This is a genomic window from Ammoniphilus soli (assembly GCF_040813775.1).
This window is the reverse complement of record NZ_JBEGDL010000003.1, coordinates 107,363-124,234: the sequence shown is the minus strand read 5'-3', so window position 1 is coordinate 124,234 and position 16,872 is coordinate 107,363. Positions and strand designations below refer to the sequence as shown.

General features: G+C 44.0%; 19 protein-coding genes. 6 read left to right on the top strand and 13 right to left on the bottom strand.

The window, feature by feature from the left end; translation table 11 throughout:
* The first annotated feature begins 84 nt into the window (after positions 1 to 84).
* Complete coding sequence (yhfH, locus tag ABLT31_RS08100; protein WP_367750535.1) at positions 85 to 213, top strand: protein YhfH; 129 nt, start codon at positions 85 to 87, stop codon at positions 211 to 213.
* Between the two features lie 34 nt (positions 214 to 247).
* Here the strand turns inward: yhfH and ABLT31_RS08095 are convergent, their stop codons facing one another.
* Both ABLT31_RS08095 and ABLT31_RS08090 read right to left on the bottom strand, forming a co-directional pair.
* The gene (locus tag ABLT31_RS08095; protein WP_367750533.1) at positions 248 to 430 is read right to left on the bottom strand and encodes a hypothetical protein; all 183 of its coding nucleotides are present in this window, start codon (positions 428 to 430) and stop codon (positions 248 to 250) included.
* Between the two features lie 76 nt (positions 431 to 506).
* Entirely contained in the window at positions 507 to 659 is a 153-nt protein-coding gene (locus tag ABLT31_RS08090) for a hypothetical protein (RefSeq protein WP_367750531.1), read from the bottom strand.
* 181 nt (positions 660 to 840) lie between these two features.
* Between ABLT31_RS08090 and ABLT31_RS08085 the strand changes: the two genes are divergently transcribed.
* Positions 841 to 1,704, top strand: coding sequence for a copper amine oxidase N-terminal domain-containing protein (locus ABLT31_RS08085; RefSeq protein ID WP_367750529.1), 864 nt, complete (start codon positions 841 to 843; stop codon positions 1,702 to 1,704).
* A gap of 78 nt (positions 1,705 to 1,782) precedes the next feature.
* Here the strand turns inward: ABLT31_RS08085 and ABLT31_RS08080 are convergent, their stop codons facing one another.
* Entirely contained in the window at positions 1,783 to 2,787 is a 1,005-nt protein-coding gene (locus ABLT31_RS08080) for a YncE family protein (RefSeq protein ID WP_367750527.1), read from the bottom strand.
* A 163-nt stretch (positions 2,788 to 2,950) separates the two neighbouring features.
* On the opposite strand from ABLT31_RS08080, the gene ABLT31_RS08075 reads away from it, so the two are divergent.
* Entirely contained in the window at positions 2,951 to 3,478 is a 528-nt protein-coding gene (locus ABLT31_RS08075) for a YhcN/YlaJ family sporulation lipoprotein (protein ID WP_367750525.1), read from the top strand.
* A gap of 59 nt (positions 3,479 to 3,537) precedes the next feature.
* Here ABLT31_RS08075 and ABLT31_RS08070 read toward each other — a convergent pair whose 3' ends face one another.
* The gene (locus tag ABLT31_RS08070; protein WP_367750523.1) at positions 3,538 to 4,476 is read right to left on the bottom strand and encodes an MBL fold metallo-hydrolase; all 939 of its coding nucleotides are present in this window, start codon (positions 4,474 to 4,476) and stop codon (positions 3,538 to 3,540) included.
* 176 nt (positions 4,477 to 4,652) lie between these two features.
* On the opposite strand from ABLT31_RS08070, the gene ABLT31_RS08065 reads away from it, so the two are divergent.
* On the top strand, positions 4,653 to 5,204 hold the full coding sequence (locus tag ABLT31_RS08065) for a YpiB family protein (protein WP_367750521.1): 552 nt from the start codon (positions 4,653 to 4,655) through the stop codon (positions 5,202 to 5,204).
* Between the two features lie 91 nt (positions 5,205 to 5,295).
* Positions 5,296 to 6,123, top strand: a complete 828-nt coding sequence (locus ABLT31_RS08060; RefSeq protein ID WP_367750519.1) for a protein-glutamine gamma-glutamyltransferase — start codon at positions 5,296 to 5,298, stop codon at positions 6,121 to 6,123.
* Between the two features lie 55 nt (positions 6,124 to 6,178).
* Here the strand turns inward: ABLT31_RS08060 and ABLT31_RS08055 are convergent, their stop codons facing one another.
* The 9 genes from ABLT31_RS08055 to ABLT31_RS08015 all read right to left on the bottom strand — a co-directional run bounded on the left by ABLT31_RS08055 (position 6,179) and on the right by ABLT31_RS08015 (position 15,916).
* Entirely contained in the window at positions 6,179 to 6,793 is a 615-nt protein-coding gene (locus tag ABLT31_RS08055) for a TetR/AcrR family transcriptional regulator (RefSeq protein ID WP_367750517.1), read from the bottom strand.
* 90 nt (positions 6,794 to 6,883) lie between these two features.
* Positions 6,884 to 8,668 (bottom strand): acyl-CoA dehydrogenase family protein, encoded by a 1,785-nt coding sequence (locus ABLT31_RS08050; protein WP_367750515.1) that lies wholly within the window; start codon positions 8,666 to 8,668, stop codon positions 6,884 to 6,886.
* A gap of 14 nt (positions 8,669 to 8,682) precedes the next feature.
* Positions 8,683 to 9,870, bottom strand: a complete 1,188-nt coding sequence (locus tag ABLT31_RS08045; RefSeq protein WP_367750513.1) for an acetyl-CoA C-acetyltransferase — start codon at positions 9,868 to 9,870, stop codon at positions 8,683 to 8,685.
* Between the two features lie 10 nt (positions 9,871 to 9,880).
* Positions 9,881 to 12,250, bottom strand: coding sequence for a 3-hydroxyacyl-CoA dehydrogenase/enoyl-CoA hydratase family protein (locus ABLT31_RS08040; protein ID WP_367750511.1), 2,370 nt, complete (start codon positions 12,248 to 12,250; stop codon positions 9,881 to 9,883).
* A 221-nt stretch (positions 12,251 to 12,471) separates the two neighbouring features.
* The gene (locus ABLT31_RS08035; protein WP_367750509.1) at positions 12,472 to 13,194 is read right to left on the bottom strand and encodes an amino acid ABC transporter ATP-binding protein; all 723 of its coding nucleotides are present in this window, start codon (positions 13,192 to 13,194) and stop codon (positions 12,472 to 12,474) included.
* Positions 13,187 to 13,846 carry an amino acid ABC transporter permease gene (locus ABLT31_RS08030; protein ID WP_367750507.1) on the bottom strand — a complete coding sequence of 220 codons (660 nt, stop codon included), beginning with the start codon at positions 13,844 to 13,846 and terminating at the stop codon, positions 13,187 to 13,189. The genes ABLT31_RS08035 and ABLT31_RS08030 overlap by 8 nt, the downstream gene beginning before the upstream one ends.
* Positions 13,847 to 13,882: 36 nt before the next feature.
* Entirely contained in the window at positions 13,883 to 14,662 is a 780-nt protein-coding gene (locus ABLT31_RS08025) for a transporter substrate-binding domain-containing protein (RefSeq protein WP_367750506.1), read from the bottom strand.
* 297 nt (positions 14,663 to 14,959) lie between these two features.
* Positions 14,960 to 15,664: a purine-nucleoside phosphorylase gene (gene deoD / locus ABLT31_RS08020; protein WP_367750504.1), complete on the bottom strand. Its 705-nt coding sequence runs from the start codon at positions 15,662 to 15,664 to the stop codon at positions 14,960 to 14,962.
* A 114-nt stretch (positions 15,665 to 15,778) separates the two neighbouring features.
* Positions 15,779 to 15,916, bottom strand: coding sequence for a hypothetical protein (locus ABLT31_RS08015; RefSeq protein ID WP_367750502.1), 138 nt, complete (start codon positions 15,914 to 15,916; stop codon positions 15,779 to 15,781).
* 177 nt (positions 15,917 to 16,093) lie between these two features.
* On the opposite strand from ABLT31_RS08015, the gene ABLT31_RS08010 reads away from it, so the two are divergent.
* The gene (locus ABLT31_RS08010) at positions 16,094 to 16,807 is read left to right on the top strand and encodes an N-acetylmuramoyl-L-alanine amidase (RefSeq protein WP_367750500.1); all 714 of its coding nucleotides are present in this window, start codon (positions 16,094 to 16,096) and stop codon (positions 16,805 to 16,807) included.
* Positions 16,808 to 16,872 lie beyond the last annotated feature (65 nt).

Sequence of the window (16,872 nt, the reverse complement as noted above, 5' to 3'; positions counted from 1 at the left end):
AATTCAAAAATAGTAACATAACACAGTAACATTTATAATACTGTTATAATACAATAACAGTATAAACTCTCGGAGGGATGAAACTTGTTAGGACTAGAATTTTATCGTAATCTGCCTGGAAAAGTATGTGTGGAGTGCGGATGCCAAATCGAAGAACAACACGAATCTTATATGTACGAATGCGAGCGTTGTATCAATACACGCGAAGAATAAAAAAGATAGCCTAGAATCTCCATTTGATTCTAGGCTATCTTTTCCTTTTCAAGCGGTAGCGCTCTTTTAATTCCCTGAATTGCTTTTGACCGAAACAGGTGGGACAATAGTCTGCGCACGAATTTTCTTCATGCTTTCTGGGTCCCCAAAAAGATTCCCGGCATCCATAACACCGCCAAAATCCAACCATCTCGGCAAGAACCGGCAGCCTTTTCATTGTACTCTCTCCTTCCAGGGTTCATAGACCATTAAAAAAATGACAGAGACGCATAATACGCTCTGTCAGTATCCTATTATACAATTTTTAACTTCTGCTCTACTTCTTTTTCCGTTTTTACCATCTCTACCTTACAATTAGGACAGGTTAAAAAAAAGTGACTCCCAACACGGTACCACACATCACATTGTTCATTCGAACAAACCATGGCCTCAAATATCTTCCGCATATGTATTCCTCCTGTAATTCATGATAGTCCTTTATTGATATTCTACAATACAATGAATGCGTTTGCAAGATATAAATCAGTAAATTTAGTATATTTAGTCTATTGTTCGTTGGATTGTTGCTCTAATGAACTGCCCTACCCTGGGAAAGACTAACAAGAGCTTATATTAGGAGGACAGAAAATGAAGATAAGATGGATTATTCCATTTTCCCTTTTATTCCTTCTTGGCCAAACGGTTTGGGCCATTCAACCGATCAAGCTATTTGTCGATAATAAGGAAATTCATCCGGATACTCCCCCACAGCTGGTGAACGGGAGGGTATTGGTTCCTGTTCGATCTGTTGCAGAAGCATTGGAGTCTGAAGTGAAATGGGACGAGCTTTCGCAGACAGTCACCATTACTAAAAAACAGCCTACTGCAGAATTAGTCGTTAGCTTGCCTGAAGCAAAGGCAGCTCTTTTTGCGATTGAACGGGATGGGATGTACGAAAAATTCGAACTGCGCGTGGGCGATCAAGTCCGGTCGTTTCCATTGTGGAAATCCTCGGTTAGCCGCCCCCAGCAAATGCTGTACAACGATGTGGATCATGACGGGAAAATGGAAGTAATTGTTTTGCTGACAACCAGTACAGGAGAAGGTATTTACTTTACTGAAGCCCATGTAATTAAAACGGGTGATATTTTACGGGAAGTTTATGTGGACGATCCTTTAGCCATTACATGGAAATCAGTAAAAACCAAAATCAAGTCTGGGGAAATGGATGTTTTTGTCGATGGTAAGAAAAAGTATACGATTCCTAAAGAAAAAGTAAGTTCCCCCCCAGAAAACTGGTTTTCTGCTTTGCATTTTGGGAATCAGATTACTTTTAATGTGACAGATAACCGTCTAACAGCTTACCTAAGCGGTCAATTATCGCCCACTGAATATGTTGGGGATGTTGTTGTCAGCTATGAGTTTAGGGATATGATGTTTCAAGCTGCAGAAGTCGATTATAGACCTTTATCGAGCGCCACAAATCAAGACGATGTTAAACCTCAGAATTAAATTTATTTAAGAAAAAGATAAAGACCTCCCCTTTTGTTCTTGTTTGCATTTAGAAGGGGGGGCTTTACTAATCAAAAATTAACTTAACATTTTTTTTGCTATTCTGATGATTGGCGCAGCCTTATGGAATGGAATTAGCTTTAAATTTACACAAAGTCTTATGTTACGTATAAATGACTTTAAATGTCTTGTTGCACTTATTAACTCATCTTCTAATTTTTTTGCCATTTCGGGCGGCAACTTTAAATTCCTTATCCTGCCTCGAAGCTGCAGTAAGAGCGCAGTATTCCTATTTCCACGGAGGCGCCTTTGGGCGGTACCGGTATTCAAGAGCCCTGATAACGTTGAAGTGTCCAAAGCATTCTCCCCGTTTACAGCGAGGTCAGGCAAAGCACCTAAAGATGGTGATGCCTGCAATTCTGATTGTAACGACAAAAGACTTTGAGGATCGAAGGCTGTAGGCATCTCTATTGGAGTTTCGGGGATGGAAAGCTGTGGAAGATCGATGGAAAGGGATGGGTCTTGAGGCTTCAGCTCCGATTCTAATGGAGCATTTTCCAGCATCATATTGGCAATTGACAGATTCTCCGGAACGGGGTCAGAGTTCGGGATTATCGGCTCACCCAAGGACTCGGTGTCCCCTTGAACGATCGTAGGATCTAAAATACGGGAAGACGACCGACCTTCCGGCTCCGGAATACCGATGGGCGAATTTACTGAGAATAATTCCCTGATGTTCCCTGATGTCATGACTTGGTTTACTACCGGATCAATAACCATGCATTGAGCCGTTTTAGGATCAAGGACATACAACTTGTGCTGGTCAGTGATTATGGTCATCCCGTCCGTATTCGCTGTAGGAAGAGCAATTTGTGCGACTAGCTCATGATTAATAGTATTAAAAACGGACACGTAATCAGCGCCAAAATAGGTTACATACATGCTTAAACGATCTGGGCCGATGATTGCACTGCTCGGTCTCAGCCTAACATGTATTGTATCCAACAGCGTATCCGTTATCGGGTCCACTAAGGAAACCTCGCACGTGGCATATTTCATGTGACAGATGGGATCCTGCAGCATTATTATCCCTCCTCAACTTCATGCTTAGCCTATAGTATGTTGACTTCGAGAATACGTATGGTTATATGCCACGCGGTAATCACCTATTTTGTGAGCAGCCATAAATCCCCAGACTAATCCTCCAGATCTTAATGCAAAATAGTAAAAAAGGAGGTGCAAGTCCATGATTGGGCTGAAGCATAAACTTATTCTTCCTATTTTGTCCATTGGATTGCTAACCGCGTGCGGCTTTGATGATGGAGTCAGGACCAATCAAAAAACAATCCCTGGCGAGGATCGTCACTTGGTTAAAGAGTATGACTCTTATCGATCCTACACCTACAATAATGGCTCTGTTAAGGCTAGGGATTTAGCGACGCGATTGTCCAATGAGGCAGAACGTGTCTACAACGTCGCTGAAGCCGTAGCGATCGTAGAAGGAAAAGATATCATTCTGGCCCTATCCACAAAAACAGACCCCATTGAGCCATCTGATGAGGTAGTAAAAAGAGTAAGGCAAAGGTTAATGAACAAGGAACCTGGCTTGACCGCCTATAATTTATACATTACAACAGATCAAGAGCTAAGCACCCGCATTGCAAAGACGAACAATAACCTAGCTAATCGGAACACTCCTGGTTATCCGAGCGACGCAAGCGAACCTGATTTTGCTCAAATCCTAAGAGATGTACGGACGTCTTTGGCACCGTAACTTCGTTGTCATAAAAAAAGGGGCATGTCGTTGCCCCTTTTTCTCATTCCTGTCTTATGCTACTTCTTTTTATCCATATAATGAACAAGTCCCATGGCGCACACGTCGAGGTCAAGCTTTAATATGTCAAAGACGGGATGGTCCTGGGGAACGGATTGATCAAGCAAATGCTTTTGAACTGTCGAATACAAACGAGCAAAGACCTCCTCTTGCCCTTTCCCCTCGTTCATTGCATCTTCCGTTGTTTTTATGAAGACAGGAAGCCACTCTTCTATTTGCCTGTAGATCTCAGAAGTCCGACGGGTTGCGCCAAAGTGACCGAAAAAGATCTGATCCACATTCAGCTTGCGAATACGGTCCAGCGAACGCAGCATCGCTTCTGGGTTAAATTGTGTAGGTGAAGTTGAAGGAAGACAGAAATTTAACCCAGCGTCTTCCAATAGGTGATAATAAACTCCAATGGTATCGCCTGTAAAGATTCCGTTGCTCACCGGGTCGTAAATGCTGAAGTGATGGTTGGCATGCCCTGGAGTATCAAGGAAATGCAGTGTACAATTTGATCCGATCTCTAAGGTTTCGCCGTCCGCCTTCGTAATCAGCTTGTCTTCCGGTACCGGCAGAATGGGATCGAACAGCTTATCAAACTGATCCCCATAAACCGCTCTGGCTCCCTCAATTAACCGTTCTGGGTGAGCTAGGTGTCGAGCTCCCTTAGGATGCACGACCACCTTTGCATTGGGACAGCTCTGTAGCAAAAGCCCAGCTCCTCCGGCGTGGTCGAGGTGAATATGAGTGACAATAATATACTTGAGATCCAACGGATCAAGCTCCAACTGTTTAAAGCCTTCCAGAATATAAGGAACGGAAGGGCTTGCACTCGTTTCTACGATCGTTAAATGTTCTTCATTGATTACATATGTACCGGTTCGTCCTTCAACCCCAAGATCGTAGCCGTCAATAAGACGGATGCGATGACCTAAATCCAATGGTTTCTTCAACGCTACTCTCCCCACCTATTCTAAATTTTCTAATATGTTTCCATTATAACGTACTGTTCCAGGGACGACCACGATTTCTTTTGTTCAAAGAAAGGAAATCATGTATAGCTATAGAAGTAATTAGAAATAGTCAATTTAACAACGAGAAAAAGCATGCTTTTGGGGGAGATACCATAATGAGCAAGTGGGTACCTGCATCAGAAAAGAGAAAATTCATTCGGTGGTTTCTAAATCATTACCGATTGAAAAAAATTGAGGTTAAAAAATTGTTCGACTTCCTTCTTTCGCATGATCAAATCCTGGAGAGAGTTCACTTTACAGATAAGATTCATCCGAGCAACCGAACGATCATCATTTCCACAGTTTGCTCCGAAACTGTGCCTTTTGAGTATCGCAGGAATAGCAAGACAATCACTAATGCAGAAGAAGCTTTTCAAGATTTAAAATATAGCACAAAGGAAAGGATTTACATTGTCCTTCATTTTCGCGGGAAGATGTTTAGCCACCAGTACAGCAGTGTGCGGGAACAATTTAAGCCGGAAATTCGTGAAGAGCCTGCTGCTCCTATCCTGTTTCAGATCCTAGCTGAAATTTATTTGGATCAGCAGGTCGCGGAACATCGTCTGGCAGAATTGGATAAAGAAATCGATCGATGCCTGGAGATGGGGGATAAGGGCTTATTTCTAAAGTTAACGGAAGAACGCAATCGTATAAAGGGACAGACTTAAAAACAAGGCCAAGAAGAGATTTTGAAAAACATAGACACAATCCCCCCTTACTGTCATAGAGTAGAAGGAGTACTTCGTGCGGGAGGTTGCCATGCTTAAAGTCGGAGAAACACAGCCAAACCTTCACGGTTTAGTCCACGCTTGGGGGTTAAGTCAGCTTCAAGGATTAGTCTTAAGAAAAATGGTCAGAAGTCCACAATTATATAGCTATGAAACCTTCAAACAATTATATTTTGAATTGAAGCTGCGGGAGAACCTGGTTTCTTCAGCAGTTGCCTTGAGTCATAGCGGATCTACCTTTGCCGTTTTCGAAGAATCCAGATGCAACGAGCAGTATTGGATCCGTACAGATAACGGGGGTTTTCTTCTCAGGCCGAATGTTACGACTGCTGAAGGGATCCGAGACATTTTCGTCAATGGGAGATTTTATGCTTTTGAATGTACGACTGCGATAATGATTGTATGCTACCACGCGATCCTCCAATCGATCCCTGAAGATACATTCAATCAACTCTTCTCTAAATTGTTCCTTTGGAATGGATATTATGATGAGGATTTGGCCTTGACCAAACAGCCGATATCCGATGCGCTCCCCGGTGATATCCGCTATTTCAAGAATCCCGACCATTCCAGTCCAGAATGGCAAGGGGAAAACGCCGTCTATCTTGGAAATGGCGCCTACTTCGGTCATGGGATAGGCATTGCCCCTGAAGGTATGATCATTATGTATTTAAACCGGCTGCGTAAGCCTGGTTCTCTCCAATCCGCTTACTTGATGGATGAAGCTTTCTTTCCGAATTTCAAATATTTGGCCCAGTATGACAAAGACGTGGTACCTTCCCCCTCATTCCGCTCCGTAATCAGCTCCCTGCCTTTGATCATTGCCAGAATCGGATCAACTACTTTTATCAGGGCCTAACGAGAGGCGGCATAAGTCCGGAAGCTTGTCCGGGTTTGCCGCCTTTCTGTTTGCATTATGGTTCTTCCCAAGATTTAGGATTAGGAAGAGAGGCTATATCCCCCGCTTTTAGTACTCCATTACAAAGCATGATAAGACTCGCCGTAGTCTCCTTCGTATAAACTTCATGGCCCCGTTCAATTTCACGCAAGGCTGTAAACATCACCATTCCAAACAAGGAGCTTGCTAAAGCGCGGATATTTACTTGTGATGATATGTAGCCTTCCTGCTGGAGTTGGCCAAAGAAATTCTCCATTCTGCAGAAATATCGATCAATGAGTTTCCTCACCTCGTCCTGGATGTGATGAGTACCCCAAAACTTACTCATCAGAAGTTGGCATAACTCGGTTTCTCTTGCCAAAAACTGCAAATGGACTTTCAGCAGCTTAATTAACATCTCATTACGGGGAAGAGTGCCTTGAATAGTTTGCTCCACCTCATGGATGAGAGTGTCTATTCCCTTTTCAAGCACATACAAAAAAAGCTCATCTTTCGTTTTGAAATAATAATAAAGAGTTCTCTTAGCGACGGAAGAAATTTCCGCAATATAATCCATCGTGGTTTCGCTGAATTCCGACTGGGAAAAGGCCTTCAGCGCACCCTTATAAATTAAATCCTTTTTGGATGCCATGTTTTTACCTACTTCCTATAAGTAAGGGATTTAAAAATTAATGAAGAAGATGGGAGGCTGGCATTAGAACACCAGCCTCGCATGAAGTCATCATGTCACATATTTTCCATGTTGAATAATCTTTTGGGCAATTTCCCGTTTTATTGGGATGAGATTGATGGATTTAAACCGGACAAGTTTCTTCAGCACCGACAGCTGCATGAGCAGGCCATCCCCTTCCAAAACCGCTGTCAGGATTTCTTTGGCAATGGACTCTATTCTGGCAAATGCCTCATGCAGATATACTGTGGTCATGGCAATCTTTTGTCTGCTCTTGGTTTCCCCGTCTCTTGCTATTGCTTTTTTCGTTCTCAGTAAGGCACTTTCCATAGCGAACAGTTCAATCATTAGGTTCGCAAGCCCTTCTAGGATTTCCTGCTCCTCTTCCAGCTTTTGCTGATAATGCATACCCGCCGTACCGCCAGCCATGAGAAAAATCTTTTTGGAACAAGCTAGCAAAGCGGTTTCTTTAGCCATGGCTTCTTCTTCATCCAAAATGGGAGGGATATAGGAGATTAGCTCCTCTTGTAAATTTTTCGTTGCCGCAAAAAGAGGCATCTCACCTTTCATCGCCTTTTTCAGCAATGTTGCAGGAATGAGCAGGCGATTGATTTCATTGGTTCCTTCAAAAATGCGATTGATTCTCGAGTCCCTATAGATTCTTTCTACTTTATATTCCTGAGTATATCCGTAACCTCCATGAATCTGAACACCCTCATCCGCTATAAAATCTAGAGCTTCCGAAGCGTAAACTTTATTGATGGAGCATTCCAAAGCATACTCCTCTATGGCTTTAGCTATTTTCTGGCTGTCATCGGATGTAGATTTATCGAGCTGTTGCATCGCAGCCTCAATGAGTCCTCCCGTCCGGTATACCATACTTTCCGTGACATAGGTCTGAATGGCCATCTCTGCCAGCTTTTTTTGCATGAGGGGGAACTCAGCTATAGCTTTACCAAATTGTTTTCGCTCCTTGGCGTAGGCAGCGGAAAGCTCCAATGTCCATTTTGAAGCTCCTACGCATCCCGCAGCAAGTTTATATCTTCCGATATTTAAGATATTGAAGGCAATAATATGCCCTTTTCCTGCTTCTCCCAAGAGGTTTTCAACAGGTACTTTTACATCTTCCAAAATAAGCGGACGGGTCGAGGAACCCTTTATCCCCATCTTTTTTTCTTCCGGGCCGGTTGATACCCCGGGGAAACCTCTCTCTACAATAAACGCACTGAATTGCTGCCCGTCGATTTTCGCATAGACCACGAAGACATCCGCAAAGGCAGCATTCGTGATGAATTGTTTCGTCCCATTAAGGATATAGCAGGTTTTGTCATCACTTAAGACCGCAGTGGCCTTCGCCCCCAGCGCATCTGAACCGGATGAAGGCTCAGTCAAGCAATAGGCTGCAAGCTTTTCACCCGAAGCGAGGAAAGGCAAATACCGTTCCTTCTGCTCATTGGTCCCGAACAAGACAATAGGAAGGCTTCCGATACCAACATGGGCACCATGACTTAATGTAAAAGAGGAGCCGCGGCTTAAATGTTCCGTGATCAGGGTTGCACTTATTTTATCCAGGTTGCTGCCTCCGTAGGTTTCGGGAATTTCTGCACCTAACAAGCCCAATTCCCCAGCTTTTTTTAAGAGCTTTATGAGTAGAGGGAAATTTTGTTTTTCGATTTCTTCATCATGGGGCACGATTTCCCCGCTAATGAAGTCTGCTGTCATGCTGGCAATCATTTTATGTTCCTCGGTTAAGTCTTCCGGAGTAAACACTTTTTCAAATGGTGTTTCTTCTAGGATAAAGTGGCCGCCTTTATTCGTCACGTCGTTTGGATTCATCTATTGCCTCCTCCTTAAGGTAGAAATTCAAAGACACCCGCGGCACCCATACCTCCGCCGATGCACATGCTGACTACGCCAAAACGACTTCGGCGCTTTTGGGCTTCATGCATCAGGCTAACGGTTAATTTGGTTCCGGTACAGCCTAAAGGATGGCCTAATGCAATTGCGCCGCCATTCACGTTAATCTTGTTTTCATCTAATCCCAGGTGGCGGATCACATATTTGCATTGGGAAGCAAAGGCTTCATTTATTTCGTAGAGATCGATTTGCTCCTTGGTGATCCCTGCCTTCTTTAGAGCCTTAGGGATGGCGACAACTGGCCCAATGCCCATGATGTCCGGGTCAACCCCGCCCAGAGAAAACGAGCGGAAAATAGCCAAAGGCTTTATCCCCAACTGCTCTGCTTTTTCACGGGACATGACAACGACTGAAGCTGCCCCGTCGCTTGTTTGGGAAGCGTTCCCCGCTGTTACCGTTCCATTTGCTTGAAAGGCAGGCCTTAACTTGGCTAAGGTTTCCAGGGTGGTGTCTGCCCTCACTCCTTCATCCCTGTCGAAGATGAATTCCTCTTCCTGCATTTTTTCGTTTTGGTCTAGCCATCTGTTTTTAACCGGGACAGGAACGATTTCATCCTTGAACTTTTCAGCCGCTATTGCAGCGGCTGCCTTCCGGTGGCTATCCAAAGCGAAAGCGTCTTGTTCCTCCCGGCTGACACCAAACCTTTTGGCTACATTTTCAGCGGTATGCCCCATAGAAAGGAAGATATCCGGCCGATGCTCTACCAGATAAGGATTAGGCAGAGGCCGGTAGCCTTCCATCGGAACATGGCTCATGCTCTCCACCCCGCCTGCTACAATAACGTCTGCCCCGCCGCACATAATTCGCTCGGCCGCCAAGGCTATGGATTGCAAGCCTGATGAGCAAAAGCGATTTACGGTAAAGCCTGGCACCTCATTGGGCAGTCCTGCCCTTATGGCAACAATTCTTCCGAGATTTAATCCCTGCTCGCCTTCTGGCATTGCGCAACCGATAATAACATCTTCGATTTCTTTCACATCTAATCCAGGGACTCTTCTCACGCACTCCCGAACGACAAGCCCGCCAAGGTCCTCGGGCCGAGTATGCCGAAGCGCCCCTTTTTTGGCTTTGCCTACAGGGGTGCGAACTCCAGCTACAATGACTGCCTCCCGTAATCTCATCCTACCCCTCCTAGTTCCGCAACGGTTTTCCTGTCAACAGCATGTGTTGCATGCGAGCTTGGCTTTTGGGTTCGCCGCATAAGCTTAAAAATGCTTCTTTTTCCAAATCAAGCAAGTATTGTTCAGATACAAGTGTATTCGCAGGAAGCAGCCCGCCTGCCAGCACATGAGCGAGTTTGCCGGCAACTACTGCATCGTGTTCGCTAATGAAGCCACCTGTCTTCATCTGATAAATCCCAAACTTCATAACGGCTAATCCCGGTTCACCCACTACCCTGATCTTTCTGGGAACAGGAGGCTCATAACCTCTTGCCTGCAAAGCAAGAACTTGATGTTTCGCTTCAAAGAGCAGAAAGTCACGATTCATGGAAATGCTATCGGATGGTCTAAGGTACCCTAATTCTTTTGCTTCTGCTCCGCTCGTGGAGACCTTCGCCATAGCAATCGTTTCAAAGACACGGTTAATATGGGGCTGCAAATCTACTTTTCCATCAATGTCCGCATCGCTTGTGGCACGCCAAAGCATCTCTTTGGTACCCGCTCCGCCAGGGATAAGCCCCACACCGAGTTCTACTAATCCCATATAGGTTTCAGCTGCAGCCTGAACATGGCAAGCCGGAAGACACATTTCGACCCCTCCGCCCAAGGTCATGGAAAAGGGGGCGGCAACGATAGGTTTCTCAAAGTATTTCATGGCAAGCGAGACGCGGTGAAACTCCTTTACTAATTGTTCAATCTCAAACCAGTTATGGTCTTGGGCTTCCATAAGCAGCATCATTAAGTTTGCACCGACACAAAAGTTCTTTCCTTCATTTCCGATGACCATGCCCCGATAGTTCCTTCGCACTTCCTCTAGGCTCCATCGAATCATTTGGAGAATATCCGGACCAATCGCATTATTCATGGAATGAAACTCAAGGCAGGCCACGTCATCCCCTATGTCAACCAAACTTGCCCCAGCATTTTTCTTAATTAGCCGGCCCATTTTTTTGATTTTAGCTAGGCTAATGTTTTCGGGAAGCTCAATTGCAGTTTCGGTTTTTCCGTTGATATGGAAATAAACTGTTCCTTCTGTCAATTGTTCATAGAATCCGTCTCTTCCTTGGTCCAGCATGTTTTTTACCCAAGGTGGAATCTGCTCCCCTTCCTTTTCCATTAGGGCTACCGATTTTTCAACTCCTAAAGCATCCCAAACCTCAAAAGGTCCAAGCTCCCAGTTGAATCCCCACTTCATGGCTTGATCTAAAGCTACGAGGTTGTCACAGATCTCGGGAATTTTCTCGGCGGAGTAAAGAAGTGTTCGCTTTAGTACATCCCAAACAAAGCGGCTGCCAGAATCGGTTCCATAAGCCATGAGATTTAACTTCTGTTTTAGATTTTTCGCACTCTTGGCCGCATCCAGTGAAGCAAATTTTCTTTTTTGGATAGAAATATACTCTTTTAAATCACTATCCCATTGAAGGATTTCTTTTCCTTGCGGGGTCTTTTTCTTCAAATAAAAACCTTGGCCAGACTTATCGCCTAAAAAACCCTGATCCACCATATGCTTCAGATCATTTGGGACTATAAATCTCTCCTTCTCAGCAGGGTCTGTTACCTGACTATAGACGTTATTAGCAACATGAACAAAAGTGTCTAGTCCGACAAGGTCTAACGTTCGAAAGGTGGCGCTTTTGGGGCGACCGATAACCGTCCCTGTCAGGGCATCAACATCCGCCACAGAAAGGCCGTGTTTTTTCATGGCTTGAAGTGTGGTCATCAGCCCAAAGACACCTATTCGGTTGGCGATAAAATTCGGTGTATCCTTGGCTAGCACGACCCCTTTCCCCAATTTTTTCTCAGCAAAGCGGATGATTTCTTGGGTAGTGGAAGGATCAGTATCTTGTGTTGGAATGACTTCTAGAAGTTTCATATACCGAGGCGGATTGAAGAAGTGTGTTCCGAGAAAATGAGAACGGAAGGCGGGCGATCGGCCCTCTGCCATTTGCTGTATTGAGATTCCTGACGTGTTGCTGCTGACGATGGTTCCAGGTCTCCAAACTTGCTCCACCCTTTCCAGCAGTTGCTGCTTTATAGCGAGGTTCTCTACAATTGCCTCAATAACCCAGTCCGCTTCACTGATTCGCTGGATGTCATCCTCAAGATTTCCTGGAACGATATGGCCGAGAACCTCTTTTGTAAATAGAGGGCTAGGTCTCTGCTTCAGCAGCTGGGCCTTGGCCGTTTCGGACAAATGATTACGTGACCGATGATTCATCTGTTCTTTTGGGACAATATCAAGCAAAAAAACCTGAATTCCTACGTTAGCCAAATGAGCAGCAATACCGGCTCCCATCACACCTGAGCCAATCACAACTGCTTTGCGTATTGTCCTTTCCAAACGAATCCCCCTATCTGCATCATATTATACTGACTGGTCAGTTGATTATAAAAATTACCCTTTATACATGTATAGTTAAAAAATGAATTAATATTAGGCAAAAAAATAAAAAACAGGCATCTGTTGAATCCATGCCGGGCCGAATCCAACAGAAAAAAGGGAGTCAAATAACTAACTGACTCCCTTTTTTATGCAGTATTAACTTTTCATATGAAGATCTATTATAAAACCTTTTCTAAAAATCTTCTTGTACGCTCACTCTTAGGCTGCGAAAAAAATTCGGCTGGAGGAGCTTCCTCAATCAAACGACCTCCATCCAAAAAGCAAATCCGATCAGCGACTTCTTTAGCAAAGCCCATCTCATGCGTAACGATGACCATGGTGATTCCTGTATGAGCCAATGATTTAATAACGTCCAGCACTTCTTTGACCATTTCCGGGTCTAATGCGGAGGTCGGTTCGTCAAACAGCATGATTTCGGGTTCCATGGCTAGGGATCTGGCAATCGCGACCCTTTGCTTCTGGCCTCCGGATAAGCGTGAAGGATATGCGTCAGCCTTGTCCTTCAAGCCAACCCGAGTAAGAAGTTCCATCGCTTTTTCGCGAGCTTTTTCTTTGGGAACATTTTTAACTTTTATGGGTGCATAGGTCATGTTCTCCAAAACCGTCATATGCGGGAACAAATGAAAATGCTGAAAAACCATACCGACATTTTGGCGAACCTTCATAATGTCTGTTTGCGGCGAAGTGATTTCTTTTCCATCAATAAAGACTTTTCCCTTAGTCGGTGTCTCCAGAAGGTTCATACACCGAAGAAGAGTAGATTTACCCGAGCCTGAAGGTCCGATGAGAGCTATTACTTCCCCTCTCTGAATTTCAACCGATACTTCGCGCAAAACCTCCAGCTTTCCGAAAGACTTGTAGACCTGACTCACTTTAATCACTGACTCGCAACCTCCTCTCCAAGACGCGCGCAGCCCAAGTCAGAGCCATGACCATGAGATAGTAGACAAGACCGACAAGTAATAAAGGCTCGAAATACAAAAAGCTCTGAGCGGACACAATATTAGCTCTTCGGAGAAGGTCGGCCACACCAATCGTGGAAACCAAAGCGGATTCCTTTAATAGTGCGATACACTCATTGACAAGGGCCGGCAGGATATTCTTAAAAGCCTGAGGCATGATGATGTCTAGCATCATCGGACGGTATGGTATTCCCAAAGACATGGCTGCTTCGCGTTGTCCTTTGTCCACGGCCAATATACCTGCCCGAATCGTTTCGGAAATATAGGCAGCCGAATTAAGAGCAAAAGCAATGACCCCTGCCTGTAAGGCAGGGATATCGTATCCAGTCAGCTGAGGGGTAGCGAAATAAATAATCGCTAATTGCAATATCAATGGCGTTCCTCTAAAAACGGAGGTATATGCAATGGCGAACCACTTGAGAATTGCAATGTTAGATATCTTAAATAAAGATAAAACAGCTCCCAATATAAAGCCGAACAGAGCAGAAAGCAATGTGAATTGCAGGGTAACCCACAGGCCACCCAGGATAAAGGGAATAGAGGGTGCTATTTGACCAAACTGTAAACTCATTTCTTGTCTAACTCCTCACTTCGATTAATCAGCGGCTTATTGCTCAAACCACTTCTTTACGAGCTTTTCCATTTCCCCATTTTCCTGCATCTGTTTAATAACTCGGTTGAAGTCCTCCACATGCGCTGACCCCTTTGGAAAGGCTACGGCTGAACCGGCAGGACCGCTGTTTGGAATGGTCACAAACTGAAGTTCAGGACTTGCATTGACATAACCCTTCGCTACCGTATCTTCTATAATGGCTGCATCAATTCGGTTAGACTTGATCTCTTGAATAATCTCAGCAATCTTGTTTAAGGAAACGACTTCTATCCCTTCAATATTTTTTGCTTCCCCTTCTTGTATGGAGCCGAGCTGCACTCCTACCTTTTTGCCTTTTAAAGCTTCAAGCGTGTTAAGATTATTTTCTTTTTTAGAGACAATGGTATTCTGTGCTTCAAAGTAAACGATGGAAAAATCGGCGTTTTCTAGTCGCTCAGGCTTCGGTGTCATACCTGCCATAACGAAATCAGCACGACCTGATTGCAATGAAGGGATGAGACCATTGAAATCCATGTCCTTAATTTCATATTCGAAGCCAAGTTCCTTGGATATGTAGTTCGCAATATCAATGTCAAATCCTACAATCTGATCTTGTCCGCTTGAAGTATCATGGAACTCATAGGGTTTGTAGTCTGCCGAAGTTGCCATAATCAGCTTTTGTTTTGGGGCTCCTTCAGCAGGAGGTTGCTGTGCTTCCTGGCCTCCGCCTCCACAGCCGGTCAACAGACTGATAGCTAATAATGAAGATAATGCAAAAAATGATGCTTTTTTCATGATGTCCCCCTTAATTATATGATCTTTGTCTATTATTCTACGCAAAATATCATACAATTATCTAAGCCTGTAAACAAGAGGGATGTCGAAAAATGTCTTTTTCTAACGAAATAAAATGTTCCTTTAACTGCAATTATCAGCTTAATGGAAAGAAAATTTCTCATCCAGCAAAAATAACATTGCAAATATTGTCGAAAATAATCTATAATTGTCGTTGAGGCTATTTACAATTATTAATGTTATCTAAATACCTCTCCTCACTTTGCCGTCCATGTGGACGGCTTTTTTTTCGATGGTCTAAGTTCTTGCCGTATCTAATGCAACTTCAACCATTTGATTAAAGGTCGTTTGTCTTTCTTCGGCTGATGTCTCCTCTCCTGTGAGAATGTGATCGCTGACAGTCAGGATCGAGAGTGCTTGGGCATTAAATTTAGCAGCTAGCGTGTATAAGGCTGCTGTTTCCATTTCAATGGCAAGAATTTTATAGTCGGTGTAGCGTTTTAGGTTTTCTTTATCCTCATTATAGAAAGTATCACTGGTAAAAACACTTCCCACGTGCATGTTCAATCCCTTCTGTATTCCGGTATCATAAGCTTGCTTTAATAGGTCAAAGCTTGCTGTGGGAGCATAATCGATACCTTTGAAACGGATGCGATTAATGGCTGAATCAGTTGACGCACTCATGGCAATGATAACATCCCGTACTTTAATATCCTGCTGAACGGCTCCGCAAGTCCCGACGCGGATAAGCTTTTTTACGCCATAGCTTTCCATCAGCTCATGGATATAAATAGATATGGAGGGAATGCCCATCCCCGTTCCTTGAACAGAGACCCGCTGTCCCTTGTATGTTCCAGTAAAACCGTACATGCCTCGCACCTCATTGTAGCAAATAGCATTTTCCAAAAAATTTTCAGCTATGTATTTTGCTCGCAAGGGATCTCCAGGAAGCAAAATCGCTTCGGCAATTTCCTTGTCTTTTGCACCAATATGAACACTCATATGAATATCCCTCTTTTCTATAGTTTAAATGCTTCTTCAGGTTATTGTATCCTTTTGCAGGAAAATTTGGCTATACAAAAAGCAAAAAAAAAATGAGCGGTGGAATACCGCTCCTTAACCCTTAATGGACTGCAGCCACTCAGCATAGCATTCATCACATAGCAACTCATTCTGTTCATCATTACCTTGATATAAAGTGATGAGATGGGCATTTTCTGATTCATGCTGACAATGGAAACAATGATAAGCCATATCTACCCCTCCTTTGCTGACTTGGTTGGTTTCCTTGATAGTTTTTCCAGAAAGTAAAAAAGGTTCGCCCAGTAAATTTATCCAATACTATTTATGGACTAAAAAGGTAAAAGCCGTTCCGTTCTCCCGATTGAATGAATATCCTAGGAAGTATAACTATGGCAAAGGAGGGTTGACATGCCTATTGTCATTTTAGACCCCGGACATGGCGGGAACGATTCGGGTGCCCAAGGAAATGGGTTAATTGAAAAGCATCTAAGCTTAGATATAGCAAAAAGAACGCGGGATTGGCTCTTGATGCAGTATGAGGCGGATATAAGATTAACCCGTGAAACGGATATCTTTGTCCCCTTGTCGGAAAGAGCCCAAATGGCTAACCGGCTGGGAGCTGATTACTTTGTTTCCTTTCATCATAACGCGGCTGGAGGGCAAGGTTTTGAGAGTTTTGTGTTTACGGGAACACGAAATCAAGCCTCAGGACAGTTGCAGGATATTATCCATGACCGCATCATGCAGTTTCTTGGTCCATTAGGAATTAGGGACCGAGGAAAAAAAACAGCGAATTTTGCTGTCTTGAGAGAAACTGCGATGCCAGCGATTCTTCTTGAAAACTTATTTGTTGATCAGTCCGCGGAAACTAACTGGCTAAAAAATGAATCCTTTCGAAGTCAGCTGGCAAATGCCATCTCCAAGGGAATAGGATCTGCGCTCAATCTGAGGGAGCGTTTCCCTGCCGGAACCCCAGATTGGAAACGGGAAGCGGTTGAATGGTTATTCCAAGAGGGATTATTAACCAATGAAGATTGGAAAAGCACCGTAGAAAATCCGCTGCCCCTTTGGGCAGAAGCGGTCGTGCTGCGCAGGCTGTATGATAAGCTAAATAGACCATAGGCGGAAAGAGTTTGTCCCAAAAAATGGTCCATCCAGGACGACTTTTTGGGAAAACTCCACTTCAT

Bases quoted from the DNA above. Each gene is read 5' to 3' on its own strand.
- ABLT31_RS08055 (WP_367750517.1), bottom strand. From the start codon at position 6,793: ATGGCATCCAAAAAGGATTTAATTTATAAGGGTGCGCTGAAGGCCTTT.
- ABLT31_RS08030 (WP_367750507.1), bottom strand. From the start codon at position 13,846: ATGAGTTTACAGTTTGGTCAAATAGCACCCTCTATTCCCTTTATCCTG.
- ABLT31_RS08025 (WP_367750506.1), bottom strand. From the start codon at position 14,662: ATGAAAAAAGCATCATTTTTTGCATTATCTTCATTATTAGCTATCAGT.
- ABLT31_RS08080 (WP_367750527.1), bottom strand. From the start codon at position 2,787: ATGCTGCAGGATCCCATCTGTCACATGAAATATGCCACGTGCGAGGTT.
- ABLT31_RS08050 (WP_367750515.1), bottom strand. From the start codon at position 8,668: ATGAATCCAAACGACGTGACGAATAAAGGCGGCCACTTTATCCTAGAA.
- ABLT31_RS08045 (WP_367750513.1), bottom strand. From the start codon at position 9,870: ATGAGATTACGGGAGGCAGTCATTGTAGCTGGAGTTCGCACCCCTGTA.
- ABLT31_RS08095 (WP_367750533.1), bottom strand. From the start codon at position 430: ATGAAAAGGCTGCCGGTTCTTGCCGAGATGGTTGGATTTTGGCGGTGT.
- deoD (WP_367750504.1), bottom strand. From the start codon at position 15,664: ATGAGTGTTCATATTGGTGCAAAAGACAAGGAAATTGCCGAAGCGATT.
- ABLT31_RS08060 (WP_367750519.1), top strand. From the start codon at position 5,296: ATGCTTAAAGTCGGAGAAACACAGCCAAACCTTCACGGTTTAGTCCAC.
- ABLT31_RS08010 (WP_367750500.1), top strand. From the start codon at position 16,094: ATGCCTATTGTCATTTTAGACCCCGGACATGGCGGGAACGATTCGGGT.
- ABLT31_RS08085 (WP_367750529.1), top strand. From the start codon at position 841: ATGAAGATAAGATGGATTATTCCATTTTCCCTTTTATTCCTTCTTGGC.
- ABLT31_RS08015 (WP_367750502.1), bottom strand. From the start codon at position 15,916: ATGGCTTATCATTGTTTCCATTGTCAGCATGAATCAGAAAATGCCCAT.
- ABLT31_RS08090 (WP_367750531.1), bottom strand. From the start codon at position 659: ATGCGGAAGATATTTGAGGCCATGGTTTGTTCGAATGAACAATGTGAT.
- ABLT31_RS08065 (WP_367750521.1), top strand. From the start codon at position 4,653: ATGAGCAAGTGGGTACCTGCATCAGAAAAGAGAAAATTCATTCGGTGG.
- ABLT31_RS08075 (WP_367750525.1), top strand. From the start codon at position 2,951: ATGATTGGGCTGAAGCATAAACTTATTCTTCCTATTTTGTCCATTGGA.